The sequence below is a fragment of the Streptomyces sp. NPDC005423 genome, from assembly GCF_040606415.1.
In the GTDB taxonomy this organism is placed as follows: Bacteria; Actinomycetota; Actinomycetes; order Streptomycetales; family Streptomycetaceae; genus Streptomyces.
In genome coordinates this window covers 183,427-203,727 of record NZ_JBEXET010000007.1, presented here as the reverse complement: position 1 = coordinate 203,727, position 20,301 = coordinate 183,427, and the positions used below count along the sequence as shown (strand labels likewise).

The 20,301-nt window shown below is 71.5% G+C and carries 16 protein-coding genes; 7 read left to right on the top strand and 9 right to left on the bottom strand.

The features are described from left to right. Positions 1 to 120: 120 nt before the first annotated feature. From ABZT12_RS11950 to ABZT12_RS11930, 5 genes are all read right to left on the bottom strand, one after another. Positions 121 to 2,358 (bottom strand): ATP-dependent DNA helicase, encoded by a 2,238-nt coding sequence (locus ABZT12_RS11950; RefSeq protein WP_356381360.1) that lies wholly within the window; start codon positions 2,356 to 2,358, stop codon positions 121 to 123. A gap of 168 nt (positions 2,359 to 2,526) precedes the next feature. Further along, complete coding sequence (locus ABZT12_RS11945) at positions 2,527 to 2,859, bottom strand: thioredoxin domain-containing protein (protein ID WP_356381357.1); 333 nt, start codon at positions 2,857 to 2,859, stop codon at positions 2,527 to 2,529. Continuing rightward, positions 2,856 to 3,284: a MerR family transcriptional regulator gene (locus tag ABZT12_RS11940; protein WP_356381396.1), complete on the bottom strand. Its 429-nt coding sequence runs from the start codon at positions 3,282 to 3,284 to the stop codon at positions 2,856 to 2,858. The genes ABZT12_RS11945 and ABZT12_RS11940 overlap by 4 nt, the downstream gene beginning before the upstream one ends. A gap of 102 nt (positions 3,285 to 3,386) precedes the next feature. After that, positions 3,387 to 4,151: a DUF2127 domain-containing protein gene (locus ABZT12_RS11935; RefSeq protein ID WP_356381354.1), complete on the bottom strand. Its 765-nt coding sequence runs from the start codon at positions 4,149 to 4,151 to the stop codon at positions 3,387 to 3,389. Between the two features lie 71 nt (positions 4,152 to 4,222). After that, positions 4,223 to 5,944, bottom strand: coding sequence for an MFS transporter (locus tag ABZT12_RS11930; protein WP_356381351.1), 1,722 nt, complete (start codon positions 5,942 to 5,944; stop codon positions 4,223 to 4,225). Between the two features lie 106 nt (positions 5,945 to 6,050). On the opposite strand from ABZT12_RS11930, the gene ABZT12_RS11925 reads away from it, so the two are divergent. Next, on the top strand, positions 6,051 to 6,668 hold the full coding sequence (locus ABZT12_RS11925; protein ID WP_356381347.1) for a TetR/AcrR family transcriptional regulator: 618 nt from the start codon (positions 6,051 to 6,053) through the stop codon (positions 6,666 to 6,668). Between the two features lie 33 nt (positions 6,669 to 6,701). On the opposite strand, the gene ABZT12_RS11920 is transcribed toward ABZT12_RS11925, so the two are convergent. Beyond that, entirely contained in the window at positions 6,702 to 8,120 is a 1,419-nt protein-coding gene (locus tag ABZT12_RS11920) for a cation:dicarboxylase symporter family transporter (protein ID WP_356381344.1), read from the bottom strand. Positions 8,121 to 8,365: 245 nt separating this feature from the next. Here ABZT12_RS11920 and ABZT12_RS11915 point away from each other — a divergent pair, with 245 nt between their 5' ends. The 3 genes from ABZT12_RS11915 to ABZT12_RS11905 all read left to right on the top strand — a co-directional run bounded on the left by ABZT12_RS11915 (position 8,366) and on the right by ABZT12_RS11905 (position 11,883). After that, complete coding sequence (locus ABZT12_RS11915) at positions 8,366 to 10,021, top strand: sensor histidine kinase (protein WP_356381341.1); 1,656 nt, start codon at positions 8,366 to 8,368, stop codon at positions 10,019 to 10,021. Beyond that, the gene (locus ABZT12_RS11910) at positions 10,018 to 10,698 is read left to right on the top strand and encodes a response regulator (RefSeq protein ID WP_356381338.1); all 681 of its coding nucleotides are present in this window, start codon (positions 10,018 to 10,020) and stop codon (positions 10,696 to 10,698) included. The genes ABZT12_RS11915 and ABZT12_RS11910 overlap by 4 nt, the downstream gene beginning before the upstream one ends. Before the next feature lie 462 nt (positions 10,699 to 11,160). Further along, positions 11,161 to 11,883, top strand: a complete 723-nt coding sequence (locus ABZT12_RS11905; RefSeq protein ID WP_356381335.1) for a helix-turn-helix transcriptional regulator — start codon at positions 11,161 to 11,163, stop codon at positions 11,881 to 11,883. A 49-nt stretch (positions 11,884 to 11,932) separates the two neighbouring features. Here the strand turns inward: ABZT12_RS11905 and ABZT12_RS11900 are convergent, their stop codons facing one another. Then, on the bottom strand, positions 11,933 to 12,958 hold the full coding sequence (locus ABZT12_RS11900; RefSeq protein WP_356381332.1) for an ATP-dependent 6-phosphofructokinase: 1,026 nt from the start codon (positions 12,956 to 12,958) through the stop codon (positions 11,933 to 11,935). Between the two features lie 270 nt (positions 12,959 to 13,228). Here ABZT12_RS11900 and pta point away from each other — a divergent pair, with 270 nt between their 5' ends. From pta to pyk, 3 genes are all read left to right on the top strand, one after another. Continuing rightward, positions 13,229 to 15,319, top strand: a complete 2,091-nt coding sequence (pta, locus tag ABZT12_RS11895; RefSeq protein ID WP_356381329.1) for a phosphate acetyltransferase — start codon at positions 13,229 to 13,231, stop codon at positions 15,317 to 15,319. Between the two features lie 26 nt (positions 15,320 to 15,345). Then, positions 15,346 to 16,590 carry an acetate kinase gene (locus ABZT12_RS11890; RefSeq protein ID WP_356381393.1) on the top strand — a complete coding sequence of 415 codons (1,245 nt, stop codon included), beginning with the start codon at positions 15,346 to 15,348 and terminating at the stop codon, positions 16,588 to 16,590. Between the two features lie 145 nt (positions 16,591 to 16,735). Then, entirely contained in the window at positions 16,736 to 18,166 is a 1,431-nt protein-coding gene (pyk, locus tag ABZT12_RS11885) for a pyruvate kinase (protein ID WP_356381326.1), read from the top strand. A gap of 109 nt (positions 18,167 to 18,275) precedes the next feature. Here pyk and ABZT12_RS11880 read toward each other — a convergent pair whose 3' ends face one another. After that, positions 18,276 to 19,655 carry a hypothetical protein gene (locus ABZT12_RS11880; protein WP_356381324.1) on the bottom strand — a complete coding sequence of 460 codons (1,380 nt, stop codon included), beginning with the start codon at positions 19,653 to 19,655 and terminating at the stop codon, positions 18,276 to 18,278. Continuing rightward, the gene (locus ABZT12_RS11875; protein ID WP_356381322.1) at positions 19,645 to 20,187 is read right to left on the bottom strand and encodes a DUF6114 domain-containing protein; all 543 of its coding nucleotides are present in this window, start codon (positions 20,185 to 20,187) and stop codon (positions 19,645 to 19,647) included. The genes ABZT12_RS11880 and ABZT12_RS11875 overlap by 11 nt, the downstream gene beginning before the upstream one ends. Positions 20,188 to 20,301: the final 114 nt, after the last annotated feature.

The window sequence follows — 20,301 nt, the reverse complement described above, 5'->3', positions numbered from 1 at the left end:
CGAGCGGATCGCCCGGGTATCAGCGCGCTCGGCGCGGACGTGGCTGCGGGTGGCGCGTTCGAAGGAGCCCCGCGCGGCCGGTCCCCCGCACGCCGTCGATCGGTCACAAGGTCACCGCGTTCACTCAGCCGGCGCGGCTTCGGCGAAGCCGGCCGGCAGGCGGCCCGTGTGCAGCACCCCCAGCCGCTGGGTGGCCCGGGTCAGGGCCACGTACAGATCACTCGTGCCGTACTCCCCCGGTTCGACCACGAGCACGGAGTCGAACTCCAGGCCCTTCGCCTGACGCGGGTCGAGCAGCACGACGGCCCGGGTGAGATCCGGCTCCGCGCCCGCGGTCACCCCGTCGAGCCGCGCGGCGAGCCGCCGGTGCAGCGGGCGCGGCGCGATGACCGCCAACCGCCCCTCGGCGGGCGTGAGTTCGGCGACGGCCTTGGCGACCGCGCCGGGCAGGTCGTCGGTGGCGCGCACCCAGGGCCGTACGCCGGTGGACCGTACCGAACTCGGCGGTTCGAAGGACGGGTCCTCCGCGCGGACCACGGCCGCCGCGAGGTCCATGATCTCGGCGGGGGTGCGGTAGTTGACGGCGAGGCGGGTGTGGTCCCAGCGGTCCTCGACGTAGGGGGCGAGGATCTCCGACCAGGAGCCGACGCCCGCCGCCTCGGCGGTCTGTGCCGGATCGCCGACCAGTGTCATGGAGCGCGTGGGGCTGCGCCGCATCAGCAACCGCCAGGCCATCGGCGACAGTTCCTGCGCCTCATCGACGATGATGTGCCCGAACGCCCAGGTGCGGTCGGCCGCCGCGCGCTCGGCGGCGCTGCGGTGGTCCTCCTCCTCGTGCCGCTCGGCGAAGCGCTCGGCGTCGATGATGTCGTGCGCGGAGAGCACCTCGGAGCCGTCGGGGTCGCTGTCCTCCTTGTCCTCGAACTCATAGGTCCGGGACGCGTACGACACGTCCAGCACACCCTGCGCGAACGACACCTGGTCCTCCCGCTCGCGTTCGGCCAGCGCCCGCGCCACCCGGTCGTCGCGGCCGAGCAGTTCGGCGGCCTCGTCGAGCAGCGGTACGTCGGCGACGGTCCAGCCGCGGGTGACGGGCCGGCGGACGGCGGCGGCGTCCGCGTCGCCGAGGTGGGTGCCGGGCTCGGCGAGGAACTCCGCGACCAGCCGCTGCGGGGTCAGCCGGGGCCACAACTGGTCGATGGCGGACCAGACTTCGGGGTTCTCGGCGAGTTCGTCGCGGATCTGGGTGATGTCGCTCGCGTCGAGCAGGTTGGACCCGTCGTAGGGGTCGGTCCCGATGCGCTCGGCGACCATGTCCGTCAGGGTGTTGAGGATGTGCCCCTCGAAGTACTCGCGGGAGGCGTTGTGCGGGAGTCCGGCGGCGCGGGTGCGCTCGCGGGCGACGTTCACCAGGCCGTCGTCGAGCATCAGGACGTCCCGGTCGTGCTGGATCGCGATCACCGGGCCGGGCAGTGTCTGGCGGTCCCGTACGACCTCGGCGAGTACGTCGGCCATCGCGGCGCGGCCCTTCACGGCGGCCGCCTCGGGGGTGTCCGTCGCGGTGGCCCTGACGCCGGGGAAGAGTTCGCCGACGGTGGCCAGCAGGACGCCGGTCTCGCCGAGCGAGGGCAGCACCTCGCCGATGTAGCCGAGGAAGGCGGGGTTCGGACCGACGATCAGGACCGCCCGGCGGGCGAGCAACTCCCGGTACTCGTACAGGAGATAGGCGGCCCGGTGGAGTGCGACGGCGGTCTTGCCGGTGCCGGGTCCGCCCTCGACGACGAGCACGCCGCGGTGGGGGGCCCGGATGATCCGGTCCTGCTCGGCCTGGATGGTCTGCACGATGTCGCTCATCCGGCCGGTGCGCGCGGAGTCGAGCGCGGCGAGCAGCACGGCGTCACCGGTCGGGTCCTCGTGGCCGGTGCGGGTGGCGTCGCCGAGGTCGAGGATCTCGTCGTGCAGGGCGGTGACGCGGCGGCCGTCGGTGGTGAGGTGCCGGCGCCGGCGCAGTCCCATCGGGGTGTGGCCGGTGGCGAGGTAGAAGGGGCGGGCGACGTCGGCCCGCCAGTCGACCAGTATCGGGGTGAGGTCGGCGTCGTCGGCGCGGATGCCGATCCGGCCGATGTGGTGACTGACACCGGAGGTGAGGTCGATCCGGCCGAAGCAGAGCGAGCCGTCCACGGCGTTCAGGGCGGCGAGCAGCCCGGAGCGCTCGGCGACCAGGATGTCCCGCTCCAGCCGTGCCTGCATGGGCGTGTTGCCCTGTCCGAGCGCGTCCGTGACGGAGTCCTCGGTGGCACCGCGCAGCGCGTCGACCCGCGTGTACAGGACGTCGATGAATTCCTGTTCACGGTTCAATTCATGGTCTGGAAATCCGCTGTTTGACAATTCCGCTCCCGGCCGGATATACTGCGCTAAGTGAACTTCTTCGCGCTTCCATAAATAGAGAGTCGCGAATCACTCAATATACGCAGCGAAATCCCCCGGGCGCAATTGCACCCGGGGGATTTCCGCGTCAACGGCGGATCACAGCACGTCGGCCAGCTCCTCCAGAAGCCTGCGCCTCGGCCGCGCGCCGACCATGGCCTTCACCGGCTCACCGGCGCGGAACACCAGGAACGTGGGCATCGACAGCACCTTGTAGGCGTTGGTCGTCTCCGGATTCGTGTCCACGTCCAGTTGCACCACTTTCAGCCGCTCGCCCTCCTCGGCCGCGAGGGCGCTGAGCACCGGCCCCATCTGCCGGCACGGCGGGCACCAGTCGGCGGTGAATTCCACCAGTACCGGCAGTTCGGCGTCGAGCACCTCCCGCCCGAAATCCGCGTCCGTCACCTCGGTCACTCCGGCCGCCTTGATCACAGCTGTCGCCCTCCCAGTTCGCACTCCGGCTCCGGACCACCCGGAACCAGCGCGTCGGCGGCGAGCTCGTCCCGCGCCCGCTCGGCCCGCACGAGCTGCCCGGCGACCTGCTCCCGCACGGCCGCCAGCTCGCCCATCAGGGCGTCCAGCTCGTCCAGCTTGCGCCGGTAGACGTCGAGCGAGGCCGGACACGCGTCGCCCGCCGGATGCCCGGCCCGCAGACACTCCACGAAGGGCCGCGTCTCCTCCAGTCCGAACCCGGAGTCCTGAAGCGTCCTGATCTGCCGGAGCAGCCGCAGATCGTCCTCGTCGTACGTGCGGTACCCGTTCCCGCCGCGCCGCGCGGGCAGCAGCCCCCGTGACTCGTAGTACCGCAACGTCCGCGTGGTGGTCCCGGCCCGCGCGGCCAGCTCGCCGATTCGCATGTCCACGAACGTAATCCTTGACGCCCGCGTCAAGGCAAGGCCCGGTGCCCCGGCGGCCCGCTCAGGTGCTCCGGGCGGCCGGGCGCGTGGCCGGCCGACGGGTCAGGCCGGTACCCCGGCCGAGGTCTCCACCTCCAGGAGGGAGGCGCTGTGCCGCTCCTCCTCGAACGCCGCCCGGCCCCCGCGGAGGCCGAACAGCCGCTTGGCGAGGGCGATGTAGACGACGGCGAGGACGTTGAGGACGAGGGTGGCGATCTTCAACCAGCTGATCCGCTCGGTGAGTTCGTAGATCTCCAGCGGCAGGAACGCGGCGGTGGCGACGACGGTCAGGTACTCCGCCCAGCGCTTGGCGTACCAGAGGCCGCCGGCCTCGACGAGTTCGATCAGGGCGTAGGCCAGCAGCAGGGCGGCGACCAGGACCAGCGTGGAGTGCTTGTAGCCGAACGTCTTCTGGATCGAGCCGACCACGGGCGAGTGGTCGAGGTCGTAGTGGAAGTGCCGGAAGACGGGGCGGACGACCTTGAGGTTCTCGTCGAAGAGCCGGCGCACCGCGTCCTTGCTGTTGCTGAACTTCCACACGGCGGCGGCGACCAGCACGATGAACACCCCGCGCACGGCCCGCTCGACGGCCAGGAAGCGGAGGATGAACAGATCCCGCAGCACCTTTCCGCGCGGCACCAGCGGAGCGTCCTCCGCGGGCCCGGAGCCGTGCGGGTCGCCGAGCACGAAGTCGCCGCAGCGCAGACAGCGCCAGGCCTCGCCCAGCCGGGTCTCGGCGCGCAGCCGCTCGCGCAGCGGCGCCTCGTCGGGCGCGTAGGTCGCGTGTCCGCGCCGCGCGCAGGTCCGCCGGTCCCAGTCGATCGTCATGGCCCCCGTGCCTCCACGTGCGTGTGCCGTGCCGGTAAGTCCGGCACGGCACGGCACGCTAGTGCATGCGCTCAGGAGACGGGGCTCAGGGGCGCGCTTCCGGCGCTCTCCGCGCCCGCGGCGGACCCTGCGGTTTCGGCGGCTTCCGCCGTCTCGACCTCGTCCTCGTGCGCGGCGGCCTTCCCGCTGGGCAGCAGGATCGCCACCAGGACCGTGCCGACGCCCAGGATCACCGCGCCGACCAGGCTGGTGTGGGCGACCGCGCCGGCGAAGGAGGAGGAGACCGCCTCGGCCATCTGCCGGGCGCCGGAGGCCAGTTGACCCGCCTGCGCCTTCAGCTGTGCGGCCTGCTGCGGGTCGGTGGTCTGTGCGGCGCGGGCGGCGAGCTGGTGTGCCCTGTCGCCGATGCCCTGCGCCACCTGGTAGCCGGCGCCGACCGAGTCCTGCGCGGTGGCGAGGGTCTTCGCGGGCAGCTTGCCGCCGGCCGTGGCGTCCGCGAGACGGTCGCCGTACGACGTCGCCAGCAGCGAGCCGAGGATCGCGATGCCGAGCGAGCCGCCCAGCTCCAGCGAGGTGTCGTTCACCGCGCCGCCGACCCCGAGCTGCGACTCGGGGAACGCGCCCATGATCGCGTCCGTGCACGGCGAGAGGGCGAGGCCGATCGCCAGGCCCAGCACGATCAGGGGCGCGACGAGATCGCCGTAGGAGGAGGCCGCGTCGATCCGCGTGAGCAGGGCGAGGGCGGTGGTGCCGCCGACCATGCCCGCGGTGACCGTGACCCGCATGCCCAGGCGCGGGGTGAGCAGGCCGGTGAGCGCGGAGCCCACGAAGACCGCGCCGGCCAGCGGGAGCATGCGCAGCCCGGTGTCGAGGGCGTCGTAGCCGAGGACGAACTGGAGGTGCTGGGTCAGGTAGTAGAAGGCGCCGAAGACGGCCAGGAAGAACAGGGCGACGGCGAGGTTGGCGCCCGCGAACCGGCGGTGCGCGAAGCGGCGGACGTCCAGGACGGGGCGCGGGTGGCGCAGCTCCCACAGGACGAAGCCGGTCAGACCGACGACGGCGACGACGGCGGCGGTGATCGCGCTGACACCCCAGCCGAAGTGCGGCCCCTCGATGATCATGTAGACCAGCGCGCCGATCCAGACCACGGACAGCAGCCCGCCGACGTGGTCGATGCGGTCCTGGTGGCCCGCTTTGGACGGGGGCACGAGGACGAGGGCCCCGACGAGGGCGACGGCGGCCACGGGGACGTTGATGAGGAAGGTGGAGGCCCATCCGTGGTGTTGCAGGAGGGCACCGGCGACCAGCGGGCCGGCCGCGATGGCGAGTCCGGCGGTGGCGGTCCACAGGACGATCGCCTTGGCGCGCTCGGCGCGCGGGAAGGTCGCGGCGAGCAGGGAGAGGGTGGCGGGCATGATGAGCGCCGCGCCGACGCCCATCACGGCACGGGCCGCGATGACCGTCGTGGCGCTGTCCGCGAAGGAGCCGGAGACCGCTCCGCCGCCGAACACCACCAGACCGAGGACGAGGGCGCCGCGACGGCTGTACTTGTCGCCGATCGCGCCGAGCAGCAGCATCAGGGCGGCGTAGGGGACGGTGTAGCCGTCGATGACCCACTGGAGGTCCGCGCTGGACAGGCCCAGGTCCTGGGTCATGTCGGGCGCGGCGACCGTGAGGGCGGTGTTGGCCATCACGATGATCAGCAGGCTCAGGCAGAGGACCAGCAGGGCCCACCAGCGCCGGGCGTAGGGGCGGTCCATCCTCTCGACCGGTTCGGTCATGACGAGTCGCATGGGCAGGGGTCGCCTTCCTCAACGAATTTGCACAGTGGCGTGCAATTGCTCAACGCTGTGCAAGGTACGCCGATGCACAACGCTGTGCAAATCCGGGAGGGGCAGAATGACCGTCATGACCACGGGTAACACCACGCGCGCCGACACCAACCGCCGCCGCATCCTCGACGTCGCCCTCGCCGAGCTGCTGCGCGACCCCGACGCGTCCATGGACCAGATCGCCCGCGCCGCCGGTGTCGTACGACGGACCGTGTACGGGCACTTCCCCAGCCGCGAGGCGCTGATCAGCACGCTCCTCGACGGCGCGGTGGAGGCGCTGGCCGAGGCGCACGCGGCGGGCCGCGCCGGGGTGGCGGACCCGGCGGAGGCGGTGGCGCGCTCGACGCTCGCGGTCTGGGAGATCGCCGACCGCTACCGGCTGCTGGTCTCGCTGGCCCAGCGGACCGTCACCGTGGAGGGGATCCGCGACCGCCTCGCCCCGGTCCGCGCCAACGCCGTCGAACTGCTCGGCCGCGGCCTTGCCGACGGCGTCTTCGTCTCCCCGCTGCCGGCGCCGGCCCTGGCGTACGTCCATGAGCGGATGCTGTTCGCCCTGATGGAGGCGGTCAACGACGGCCTGCTGGAAACACGGGAGGCGGGCCGCTCCGCCGCGGTCACCCTGCTGACCGCGGCGGGCGTACCCGCCTCCCGTGCCACCGCACTGGTGACCCGGCTGAGCGACTGATCCCGGCCGTCACCGGCTGGGTCGTACGTGCCCTCAGGCCTTCGCGAACTCCTTCTCGCCGCCCTGCCCGGGCACCGCGTGGAGGTGGTCCTCCTCCGTGGTGTCGAGCAACGTCCGCTCGTCGAAGGGCAGTTCACCGGCGAGGACCCGGTCCACCCGCTCCTTGTCGACCTCGCCGGTCCAGGTGCCGATCAGCAGCGTCGCCACGGCGTTGCCCGCGAAGTTGGTGACGGCGCGCGCCTCGCTCATGAAGCGGTCGATGCCGATGATCAGGCCGACCCCGTCGACCAGCGCGGGCTTGTGCGACTGGAGACCGCTGGCGAGTACGGCGATACCGGACCCGGAGACACCGGCGGCGCCCTTGGACGCGACCATCATGAAGAGCAGCAGCCCGATCTGCTGGCCGATGCTCATCGGCCGGTCCATCGCGTCGGCGATGAAGAGCGAGGCCATCGTCAGATAGATCATCGTGCCGTCGAGGTTGAAGGAGTAGCCGGTCGGCACGGTGATGCCGACGACCGGGCGGCTGACGCCCAGGTGCTCCATCTTGGCGATGAGCCGCGGCAGCGCGGACTCCGACGACGAGGTGGAGACGATCAGCAGGAACTCCCGGCCCAGGTACCTCAGCAGCCGGAAGAGGCTCACCTTGGCGACCAGCTTGGTCAGCGTGCCCAGCACGATGACGATGAAGAGCGCACAGGTGACGTAGAAGCCGAGCATGATCGTGCCGAGCGCCTTCAGGGCGTCCGTGCCGGTCTCGCCGATGACGGCGGCCATCGCGCCGAACGCGCCGACCGGGGCGGCCCACATGACCATGCCGAGCACCCGGAAGACCAGCTTCTGAATGTGCTCGACCCCGCGCAGCACCGGCTCGCCGGTACGGCCCATCGCCTGGAGCGCGAAGCCCACGAGCAGCGCGACGAGCAGCGTCTGCAGCACCTGGCCCTCGGTGAAGGCGGAGACGAACGTGGTCGGGATGATCCCGAGGACGAAGTCGACCGGCCCCTCGGCGGCGGCCTGCGCCTGCGTGTGCCCGACGCCCTTCACCGCCTCGGTCAGGTGCATCCCGCTGCCCGGGTGGATGATGTTGCCGACGACGAGGCCGATGGCGAGCGCCACGAGGGACATGACGACGAAGTAGCCGAGCGCGAGCCCGCCGACCTTGCCGACCTGCGCCGCCTTCCGTACGGAGCCGACGCCGAGCACGATCGTGCAGAAGATGATCGGCGAGATCATCATCTTGATCAGGCTCACGAAGCCCGTGCCGATCGGCTTGAGCTGTACGGCGAAGTCCGGCGCGGCGAACCCGACGGCGATACCGAGCAGTACGGCGATGATCACCGCGAGGTAGAGATAGTGGGTGCGGTCCCGCTTGGCTGCGGGTGCGGCAGGTGCGCTTGCGGGTGTGCTGGCGGCCACGACTGCCCTCCTTGACGACGACATCGGCATCATCCGGCGTGCGGCTCACGACCGGCGGAAACCCGGAACGCGGCTCACGTCCGGGGGCGTTCCGGCAGGCGTGGACTCCCGGAACGGGTCCGGGCGCGGTGCGCGAGGACCCGTCCCGGGGGCGCTGCCCCGGTGGCCGGATCCGGGTGCGGAACGCCCGGGGTTCCGGTGACTATCTCCCGGCCTGTGAGAGCGGTCACCCTTCCGTTCATTTAGTTCACGCCGGTCCGCGGAGGCACACTGACGGCATGCGCCTCCCGCCCGTCCCCCGCCCGCGCAGCCTGGCCGGCCAGCTCTTCGCCATGCAGGCCGTGCTGATAGCGGTCGTGGTGGTCGGCTACGCGCTGTTCACCTACGTCAGCGACGGCGGCCAGGCCGAGGCCGCGGCCGGCCGGCAGGCGACGGCGGTGGCCCGCTCGGTCGCCGACGCGCCCTCGGTACGGCAGGCCATCGGCACACCGGACCCCACCGCCCACCTGGAGGCGTACTCCGTCCGCGTCCAGCGGCACACCGGGGTCGACTTCGTGACGATCATGGATCCGCGGGGCATCCGCTGGACCCACCCCGTCCCCAGCGAGATCGGGAAGCCCTACCTCGGCCACATCTCCCGAGCCCTGCGCGGTGACTCCTTCACCGAGACCTACACCGGCACCCTCGGCCCGTCCGTCCGCGCGGTCGCCCCGGTCTACGACGGCACGCGGATCGTCGGCCTGGTCAGCGCCGGCATCCGCGTCGAGGCGATCACCCAGCGGGTGCGGGACCAGGTCGCCGCCCTGATCGGCGTCGCGGCCGGCGCCCTCGCCCTGGGCGCGATCGGCACCTATGTGGTCAACGCCCGGCTGCGCCGCCACACCCACGGGATGAACGCGACCGAGCTGAGCCAGGTGCACGACTACCATCAGGCCGCGCTGCACGCCGTACGCGAGGGGCTGCTGATGCTCGACGGGCAGTACCGGGTGGCGCTGATCAACGACGGTGGACGGGAGCTGCTGGGTGTGACCGAGGACGTCGTGGGCCGGTCGGTCGCCGAGCTGGGGCTGCCCGCCCCCCTCACGGGCGCGCTGCTCGCGTCCGAGCCGAGAGTCGACGAGGTGCACCTGACGGCGTCCCGGGTCCTGGTGGTGAACACCTCGCCGGTCTCCGGCGGCGAGCGTCGCGGCACCGTGGCGACCCTGCGTGATGTGACCGAACTCCAGTCCCTGATGGGCGAGTTGGACTCGGAACGGGGCTTCACCCAGGCGCTGCGCTCGCAGGCCCACGAGGCGGCGAACCGGCTGCACACGGTCGTCTCGCTGATCGAACTCGGCCGCGCCGAGGAGGCGATGGACTTCGCCACCGCCGAACTCGAACTGGCGCAGACACTCACCGACCAGGTGGTGTCCGCGGTCAGCGAACCCGTACTGGCCGCGCTGCTGCTCGGCAAGACGGCCCAGGCCAACGAGCGGGGCGTGGAGCTGGTGGTGTCCGAGGACAGCGGCCTGGACGACGGACTGCTGCCGGAGTCACTCTCCGCGCGGGACCTGGTGACCATCCTCGGCAACCTCATCGACAACGCGGTGGACGCGGCGCAGGGCAGCCTGCGGGCCAGGGTCACGGTGACGGCGTACACGGAGGGCGCTGCCTCGCTGGTGCTGCGGGTGGCGGACACCGGCACGGGGGTCGACCCCGCGCACACCGAGGCGGTGTTCCGGCGCGGCTTCTCCACGAAGCCCGCCGGACCGGGCGGCCGGGGCCTCGGACTGGCCCTGGTGAGCCAGGCGGTGGACCGGCACGCGGGGCGGCTGAGCGTCGCGGAGGCGGACGGGGGCGGAGCGGTGTTCGAGGTCCGGCTGCCGTTGCGGGACGGGGCCCGGGGCGACGGCGGGGCCGTCGGGAGCGCCGTGTCCGGGGGTGGCGCCGGATGACCGCCGAGCCGATCCGGGTCCTCGTCGTCGAGGACGATCCGGTCGCCGCCGACGCGCACGTCATGTACGTCGGCCGGGTCCCCGGCTTCGTCGCCGTCGGCAAGGCGCACACGGGTGCGGAGGCGCGCCGCGCGCTGGAGCGCACCCGGGTGGACCTGCTCCTCCTCGACCTGCACCTGCCGGACGTGCACGGCCTGCAACTGGCCCGCTCCCTGCGCGCCGCCGGCCACCACGCCGACGTGATAGCGGTGACGTCGGCGCGGGACCTGACGGTGGTGCGGGAGGGCGTCTCGCTGGGGGTGGTCCAGTACGTCCTGAAACCCTTCACCTTCGCGACGCTGCGGGACCGTCTGGTGCGGTACGCCGAGTTCCGCGCGGCGGCCGGCGAGGCGAGCGGCCAGGACGAGGTCGACCGGGCCCTCGCGGCGCTGCGCGCGCCGTCGCCCGCCGCACTGCCCAAGGGGCTGAGCGCGCCGACGCTGGAGCGGGTGACCGTCGCCCTGCGCGACCGGACGGAGGGCCTCACCGCGACGGGCGTCGCGGCGGCGGTCGGCATCTCACGGATCACCGCCCGCCGCTACCTGGAACATCTGGTGGACGCGGGGCGGGCGGCCCGGAGCCCGCAGTACGGAACGGTGGGCCGCCCGGAGTTCCAGTACCGCTGGCTACCCGGATAGCCACCCCGCCGCGGTCCCAACGCCCGCACACAGAAAGGGATTTGGACCACCCCTTGCCGGGATGCGCCTCGTCCGCCGGGCGAACGAGCGGACCGGACGAGGCGGGTGACGTCTCGCTCCGGAAGCCGGCGCGAGGGCGCCCGCCGTGACGCTCCGTCGAATTCACGCCGCCCGATGGGGCCGCCGACAGCCCCGCCGGTCACCCTGGGTTGACGCACTCCTCTTCGAGAGCCGCCCGAACGGACGCTCTCCGCAGCCGAGTTCGGCGACCCGTCCGGGCAGGAACGGCAAGGCAGGGAGGCATATGCGCCGCCACCCACCGTCACCGGCCGCACCGCCCGCTCCGGCGTCGCCCGCCCGTCACCGACCCACTCGGAGGCCGGATCCGTACGTTCGCACGATCCGTAACCTTGGCCGAACAGAACGTAGTCACCGCACCCTGGCGGCCCTAGCTTGTGCCGCGTGCGCCGACCTCCAGCTCCATCACCCCAGTCCACCCCGCCCCCGCCTCCCTTCAACGCCCCGGCCGCGCGCCGGCTCCGTACCGCGCTCGACATGGGCCCCGAGCACGTCGCCTACGGGATACGCGTCTCGTTCGGGCTGCCCTACGTCACCCCGGACCTCGTCATCGCCTGGGAACGAGGGCTCACCGCGCCGTCCCGTCCGGAACTCACCGCTCTCGCCGGTGTGTTGTGGTGCTCGCCGGACGAACTCGTCGGCAGACCGCGCACGTTGCGTGAGCACCGGCTCGCGCACGGGCTCGCACCGGAGGACGTCGCGCGCACCGTCGGGCTCGAACTCCTCGCCTATCTGCGGATGGAGGAGCACGACGAGTGGACCGGCAACGACCGCCAGTCGTCCACGCTCGCCGATCTGCTCGACCTCTCGCTGCCGGACTTCGTCACCGTCACGGGCCGCGACGCGAAACTGACCCGGCTGCTGCGCGGCGCGGTGACCACCCGCTGGCAGGCGTACGTGAAGCCGGTCGGCAAGATGGTGCCCCTGGACCGGCGGCTCCTGGAGGACACCCTCCAGGAGCTGCACCACGAGTACCAGGGGCGGACGCTCGCCACGCTCGGCCGCGACGGCGGTCGCGCGACCGCCGGCTCCGGCGTGGCGGGCCGGGACTTCCTCGACCGGATCGTCGAGAACTTCTGGGGAACGGTCGGGAGGGGCACCTACTAGTGGCATTCACTAGCGCCACCCACTGGCCGTGCCGGAACAGGCGACGGCCCTAGAAGACCGACTCCGCCTCGTCGATCCGGTCCTTGGGGACGGTCTTCAGCTCGGTCACCGCGTGCGCCAGCGGGACCATCACCACGTCCGTCCCGCGCAGCGCCGTCATCCGCCCGAACTCCCCCCGGTGCGCGGCCTCCACCGCGTGCCAGCCGAAGCGGGTGGCGAGGACCCTGTCGTAGGCGGTGGGGACCCCGCCGCGCTGGACGTGGCCGAGGATGACCGGCTTGGCCTCCTTGCCGAGGCGGCGCTCCAGTTCGTAGGCGAGTGCCGTGCCGATGCCCTGGAAGCGCTCGTGGCCGAAGGCGTCGATGTCGCCCTTGCCGTAGTCCATGGAGCCCTCGGCCGGGTGGGCGCCCTCCGCGACGCAGATGACCGCGAACCTCTTGCCGCGGGCGAAGCGCTCCTCGACCATCGTGACCAGGTCGGCCGGGTCGAAGGGTCGCTCGGGGAGGCAGATGCCGTGGGCGCCCGCCGCCATCCCGGACTCCAGCGCGATCCAGCCCGCGTGCCGGCCCATGACCTCGACGACCATCACCCGCTGGTGGGACTCGGCCGTCGTCTTGAGGCGGTCCATCGCCTCCGTGGCGACCCCGACCGCGGTGTCGAAGCCGAACGTACGGTCCGTGGAGGAGATGTCGTTGTCGATCGTCTTGGGCACGCCGACCACCGGCAGACCGGCGTCGGAGAGCATCCGGGCCGCCGTCAGCGTGCCCTCGCCGCCGATCGGGATCAGCGCGTCGATGCCGAAGTCGCGCGCGATGTCCAGCGCGTTCTCGCACGCCTCGCGCAGCCGGTCCCGCTCCAGGCGGGAGGAGCCGAGGATGGTGCCGCCGCGGGCGAGGATGCCGCTGACCGCGTCGAGGTCGAGGCCGCGGTAGTGACCCTCCAGGAGTCCGGCGTAGCCGTCCTCGAAGCCGATGACCTCGTCGCCGTAGTGCGTGACGGCGCGGTGCACGACCGACCGGATCACGGCGTTCAGGCCGGGGCAGTCGCCGCCTGCGGTGAGCACTCCGATGCGCATCAGTGCTGTGTCTCCTGCTCGCTGTTGAAACCGGTGAGCCAGGTCCGATTGTTTCACGTCCCTCGGAGGGATGTCGGTTCCGTCCGGTGTACCTCGATCCGTATCCCAGCGCCCCTCCCCTACTGACGGGCGCCTTACTTAGCGCCGGAGGTATTGTCAAGAGGATTCCGCTCACCTCGGTGGGCGCTTTTCCGAGCCCCGAACCACGTACGGAACCGAGTACGGAAACCAGGCACGAGACCCAGCACGACGCAGAGAGGAAGAACACGCGTGACGCGCAGCGTGTACGTGACCGGGATCGACCGCGGCGACGGCCGCCAGGTCGTCGAGTTGGGCGTGATGGAACTCCTGACCCGGCAGGTCGACCGGGTGGGCGTGTTCCGTCCCCTCGTCCATGACGGGCCCGACCGTCTCTTCGAGCTGCTGCGGGCGCGCTACCGGCTCTCCCAGGACCCGGCCACCGTCTACGGCCTGGACTACCACAAGGCCTCCGCCCTCCAGGCCGAGCGGGGGACGGACGAACTGGTGTCGACGCTCGTCGACCGGTTCCACCTCGTCGCCCGGGAGTACGACGTCGTCCTCGTCCTGGGCACCGACTACGCGGACACCCAGTTCCCCGACGAGCTCTCCCTCAACGCGCGCCTCGCCAACGAGTTCGGCGCCTCCGTCATCCCGGTCGTGGGCGGCCGCAAGCAGCCCGCCGAGTCCGTGCTCGCCGAGACGCGTAACGCCTACCGCGCCTACGACGGGCTCGGCTGCGACGTCCTCGCCATGGTCACCAACCGGGTCGCCCGCGAGGACCGCGACGACATCGCCGCGCTGCTCGGCACCCGGCTGCCCGTGCCCTGTTACGTCCTGCCCGACGAGCCCGCGCTCTCCGCGCCGACCGTCGCGCAGATCACCCACGCGCTCGGCGGCACGGTGCTGCTGGGGGACGACTCGGGGCTCGCCCGCGACGCGCTCGACTTCGTCTTCGGCGGGGCGATGCTGCCCAACTTCCTGAAGGCGCTGACCCCGGGCTGCCTGGTCGTCACCCCCGGCGACCGCGCGGACCTGGTCGTCGGCGCGCTCGCCGCGCACAGCGCCGGCACCCCGCCGATAGCGGGCTTGCTGCTCACCCTGAACGAGCGGCCTTCCGCGGAGGTCCTCACCCTCGCCGCACGCCTGGCGCCGGGCACCCCGGTCGTCTCGGTGGTCGGCACCTCCTTCCCCACGGCGGCCGAACTCTTCTCCCTGGAAGGGAAGTTGAACGCGGCCACCCCGCGCAAGGCGGAGACCGCGCTCGGCCTCTTCGAGCGGTACGTCGACACCGGCGACCTGTCGAAGCGGGTCTCCGCGCCGAGCAGCGACCGGCTCACCCCGATGATGTTCGAGCACACCCTGCTCGAACGGGCCCGCTCCGACCGGCGGCGGATCGTCCTGCCCGAGGGCACCGAGGCCCGCGTCCTGCACGCGGCCGAGGTGCTGCTGCGCCGCGGCGTCTGCGACCTCACCCTTCTCGGGCCGGTGGACCAGGTCCGCAAGAAGGCCGCCGACCTCGGCATCGACCTCGGCGGCGCGCAGCTGATCGACCCGGCCGCCTCCGAACTGCGGGACGCCTTCGCCGAGAAGTACGCCGGGCTCCGCGCCCACAAGGGCGTGACGGTGGAGCTGGCGCACGACGTGGTCGCCGACGTGAACTACTTCGGCACCCTGATGGTGCAGGAGGGCCTCGCCGACGGCATGGTCTCCGGCGCCGTGCACTCGACGGCCGCGACCATCCGGCCGGCCTTCGAGATCATCAAGACGAAGCCGGACGCCTCCATCGTCTCCTCGGTCTTCTTCATGTGCCTCGCCGACAAGGTCCTGGTCTACGGCGACTGCGCCGTGAACCCCGACCCGAACGCCGAGCAGCTCGCCGACATCGCCATCCAGTCCGCCGCCACCGCCGAGCGGTTCGGGGTCGCGGCGCGGATCGCGATGCTGTCGTACTCCACCGGTACGTCCGGTACGGGCGCCGACGTGGACAAGGTGCGCGAGGCGACCGAGCTGGTCCGCCGACGCCGGCCCGACCTGCGGATCGAGGGGCCGATCCAGTACGACGCGGCCGTCGAGCCGACGGTCGCCGCCACCAAACTGCCGGAGTCCGAAGTCGCGGGCCAGGCAAGCGTGTTGATCTTCCCGGACCTCAACACCGGCAACAACACCTACAAGGCCGTGCAGCGTTCGGCCGGCGCGATCGCGGTCGGACCGGTGCTCCAGGGGCTGCGCAAGCCCGTCAACGACCTGTCGCGGGGCGCCCTCGTCCAGGACATCGTCAACACCGTCGCCATCACGGCGATCCAGGCCCAGTACCCGACCGAGAGGGCAACCGCCCAGTGAGTTCCCACCCGACGCCCGCCACCCCCCTGCCCGACGCCACCCCGCCCGCCGCGCCGAGCCCGGCCCGGCCCTCCCGTGTCCTGGTCCTCAACTCCGGCTCCTCGTCGGTGAAGTACCAGCTGCTCGACATGCGCGACGGCGAGCGGCTGGCCGTGGGACTCGTCGAGCGCATCGGCGAGGAGACCTCACGGCTCAGGCACACCCACGTCGCCACCGGCACCACCCGGGAGCGGAACGAGCCGATCGACGGCCACGGCGCCGCCCTGAAGGCGGTGGCGGAGGAGCTCGGACAGGACGGACTCGGCCTGGACTCGCCCGAGTTGGCGGCCATCGGGCACCGGGTCGTGCACGGCGGGCTGACCTTCACCGCGCCGACGGTCATCGACGACACCGTGCTCGCCGAGATCGAGCGGCTGATCCCCGTCGCACCGCTGCACAACCCGGCCAACCTCACCGGCATCCGCACCGCGCGGGCACTGCGGCCCGATCTGCCGCAGGTCGCCGTCTTCGACACCGCCTTCCACACCACGATGCCGGAGTCGGCCGCCCGCTACGCGATCGACGTGCGCACCGCCGACCAGCACCGGATCCGGCGCTACGGCTTCCACGGCACCTCGCACGCCTACGTCTCCCGGGCCACCGCCCGGCTGCTCGGCAGGGCCCCGGAGGACGTCAACGTCATCGTGCTGCACCTGGGCAACGGGGCGTCCGCCTCGGCGGTGCGGGGCGGGCGCTGCGTGGACACCTCGATGGGGCTGACGCCGCTGGAGGGACTGGTGATGGGGACCCGGTCGGGAGACCTGGATCCGGCCGTCATCTTCCATTTGGCGCGTGTTGGCGGAATGTCCACAGATGAGATCGACACTCTTCTCAACACGAGGAGTGGTCTCATAGGGCTGTGCGGGGACAACGACATGCGGGAGATCCGGCGCCGGATCGACGAGGGTGACGAACAGGCGGAACTCGCCTTCGACATCTACATTCACCGCCTGAAGAAGTACATCGGCGCTTACTGCGCGGTACTCGGCCGGGTGGACGCGGTCGTCTTCACAGCGGGAGTCGGGGAAAACGCGAGCCAGGTGCGGGAGGCTGCGATGGCGGGGCTCGAGCCGCTGGGCCTGGCCGTGGACGGCGAGCTGAACGCGGTACGCAGCGATCAGCCGCGGCTGATCTCGCCCGAGGACACGCGGGTGGCCGTAGCCGTGGTGCCGACCGACGAGGAACTGGAGATCGCCACACAGACCTACGCACTGGTCGGAAAGAGCGACTGAGCGGGCGCCGGCGAACGAGCGCGAGTGCGCGTGCGTGAGCAATACGGCGCTACACGGCGGTAACACGCCTGAGCATATTGCCGCCCATTTGTATCTTCCGCCAGACGGAATATTCCGTAGCGAAACAAACCGATAGGATCGCCCCATGCGCCGTTCGAAAATCGTCTGTACTCTCGGCCCCGCGGTCGACTCCCACGAGCAGCTGGTCTCGCTGATCGAGGCCGGCATGAACGTGGCCCGCTTCAACTTCAGCCACGGCTCCCACGCCGAGCACCAGGGGCGGTACGACCGGGTCCGGGCCGCCGCCAAGGAGACCGGCCGTGCCATCGGCGTCCTCGCCGACCTCCAGGGCCCGAAGATCCGTCTGGAGACCTTCGCCGAGGGCCCCGTCGAGCTGGTGCGCGGTGACGAGTTCACCATCACCACCGAGGACGTGCCCGGTGACAAGACCATCTGCGGCACCACCTACAAGGGCCTGCCCGGCGACGTCTCGCGCGGCGACCAGGTCCTGATCAACGACGGCAACGTCGAGCTCAAGGTGCTGGACGTCGAGGGCCCCCGGGTCAAGACGATCGTCATCGAGGGCGGTGTCATCTCCGACCACAAGGGCATCAACCTGCCCGGCACGGCCGTGAACGTGCCCGCGCTCTCCGAGAAGGACGTCGACGACCTGCGTTTCGCCCTGCGGATGGGCTGCGACATGGTCGCCCTCTCCTTCGTGCGCGACGCCCACGACGTGAACGACGTGCACAAGGTGATGGACGAGGAGGGCCGCCGGGTCCCCGTCATCGCCAAGGTGGAGAAGCCGCAGGCCGTCGACAACATGGAGGCCGTGGTCGCGGCCTTCGACGCGGTGATGGTGGCCCGTGGCGACCTGGCCGTGGAGTACCCGCTGGAGCAGGTCCCGATGGTGCAGAAGCGCCTGGTGGAGCTCTGCCGGCGCAACGCCAAGCCAGTGATCGTGGCGACCCAGATGATGGAGTCGATGATCACCAACTCCCGCCCCACCCGCGCCGAGGCCTCCGACGTGGCCAACGCGATCCTGGACGGCGCGGACGCGGTCATGCTCTCCGCCGAGTCCTCCGTGGGCGCCTACCCGATCGAGACCGTCAAGACGATGTCGAAGATCGTCCAGGCGGCCGAGCAGGAGCTGCTCAGCAAGGGCCTCCAGCCGCTGGTGCCCGGCAAGAAGCCGCGTACGCAGGGCGGTTCGATCGCCCGCGCCGCGTGCGAGATCGCCGACTTCCTCGGTGGCCGGGGCCTGGTGGCCTTCACCCAGTCCGGCGACACCGCCCGCCGGCTCTCCCGCTACCGCGCGGCCCAGCCGATCGTCGCCTTCACCACCGACGAGAGCACCCGCAACCAGCTGACGCTCAGCTGGGGCGTGGAGTCGCACGTCGTGCCGTTCGTCAACAGCACCGACGAGATGGTCGACATGGTCGACGCCGAGATCGCCAAGATCAACCGCTTCAACCCGGGCGAGGTCGTCATCATCACCGCCGGTTCGCCCCCCGGTGTTCCCGGCACCACGAACATGCTCCGCGTCCACCACCTGGGTGGCGGCGAGCGCAACTGACCCGCCTGTGAAGGCAGTTGTACGGCACTGAGGGCGCCCCCCGTGACAGCAGGGGGCGCCCTCAGTGCCGTCACCGTGCTGCGGCTCCCGGAAGGGCTGGTGGGACGGGTCAGTCGGAGACGTAGTTGTGCAGCCCGGGAATGGTGAGCGTGCCGCCGAACTGGCCGGCCTGGACCACCTTCGCGTTGGTGAAGTAGATCAACGGGATGTTCAGCGGCGGCGGGTTGTCCGGGTCGAACGTGATCGGGATCAGGCCGAAGAGGTTCCCGGAGATGCTCTGGGTGTACATCACCGTCTCGCCGTCGCGGATCGTCGAGGTGGAGCCGGCGGCGGCCTGCACGTTGTAGGTCTTGCCCGACTGCTTGTCGTGGACCGTCTGGTGCAGGTCGCCGATGTCGGTGCCGCCGGAGATGACGTACTTCAGGACCTTCTTGACCGAACCGTCCGCGGTCTTCACCTCGACGACGCCCTGGTAGTCGGCGCCCTTGAGCAGGAGTGAACTGGCGTCGAGGTACCAGGGATCGTCGGGCAGCGCCGTGGTGTTGTCGACGCCGCTGGTGTCGTCCGTGGCGACCGGGCAGTCCGAGGCGTCCGTGGTGGAGCTCGCGGACGGGCTCGGCGAGGCGGTGGCCGCGCCGGCCGCCTTCTCGACCGCCTTGGAGGTGTCCCCGGCCGCCTTGGACGCCGTACCGGTCGCGTCCCCCACGGTGTTCTTGACCGTGTCGGTGACCTTCTGGGTGGTGTCCTTGACGGTGCCCTTGGTGCTGCCGGACCCGTTCGACGACGAGCCCGCGGAGGCGGACGCGGACGCCGAGGCGGTCGGCGTCGGGGTGGCGGACGCCGTGGAGCCGGAACTCGATGAACCAGACGAACCCGACGAACCCGAACCGCCGCTGAGGATGCCGGTGATCGCGCCGCCGATGGTGTCCAGCAGGTTGCCGCTGCTCGCGGACGCCGAGGGCGTCGCGGTGGCCGTGGCGCCGGACGACGAGCCCGACGAGCCCGTTGAACTCTTCGTCGCCGTCGACTTGCTCGCGGAGGCGGTGGCGGACGGCGTCGGCGTGGCCGTGGCCTTGTCGTCGGAACCTGAATCCGACGAAGAGGCCTTGCCCGAACCGGAGCCGGCGCTGTCCGAGGCCGTGGCCGAAGGCGTCGCGTCGTCCTTGGAGGAGTCACCGGAGGCGCTCGCGGACGGCGACGGCGACGCGCTCGCGTCACCGGAGGCGAGGGCCGAGACGCAGTCCTTGTACTCGTCCGCCGTCAGACTCTTGGCGGACGGCGTGGAGCCACCGTTGTCGGCGAGGGCGAACGAGGACGTGAAGCCCAGTCCGACGAGAACGGCGGTGGGCATCGCCACGGTGGCTATCGCCTTGCCGGCGGGCATGTGGAACCTGGTGAACAGCGGCTTCTTCGGTGCCGCGTGGCGCGGACCGGTTCTCACACGGGACTCGTCCACCTCGGTCCCGTGGGTCACCTCGTCAGCCGGCACTGTGCCTCCCGTTCGCCCCGTGGCTCGTTCCTGACAGATCGTTCGGCTCGCTCGCCCCGTCGGGGCTCTCGTACGAAGCGGCCCCGGGGGCACCGCCCCCTCCGTCCGCGACGTCCTCCACCGGCTGCGGCTGCGGCGGTACGCCCGGCGCCCACGACACGGCCAGCGCCCCGCCGACCATGGCGAGGAGGAAGCCGATGAGGAAGCCGCCGAGGTTGGAGACGGGGATCGACACCAGCGCCAGCAGGATCGCCGCGACACCCGCGAAGGTGCGTACGTGCTTCTGGTACCAGAGGCTGAACCCCAGGACGACCAGCAGCACACCGATGATCAGGGACCCCGCGCCGGCGGTGGTCGCCATGGCCAGCGTCAGATGGCCGACCTGGAGATGGGCGTACGGGAAGTAGGCGATCGGGAGGCCGCCGAGCATGACGAGGAGGCCGGCCCAGAACGGCCTGGCGCCCCGCCAGGCGCGGAACTGCGCCCTACGACGGGCGAACTGGCCGGGCACGGCAGGAGTCTCGGCGCTCATGAAAACAGCTCCCTGGTACGGCAATTGCTGTGGTGGTGAGGTGTGCGGACCGTGAAGGTCCGGGCGGGCACCGGACGGGCACCGGACGGGCGGGGGCGCCACCGGCCCCCCCGC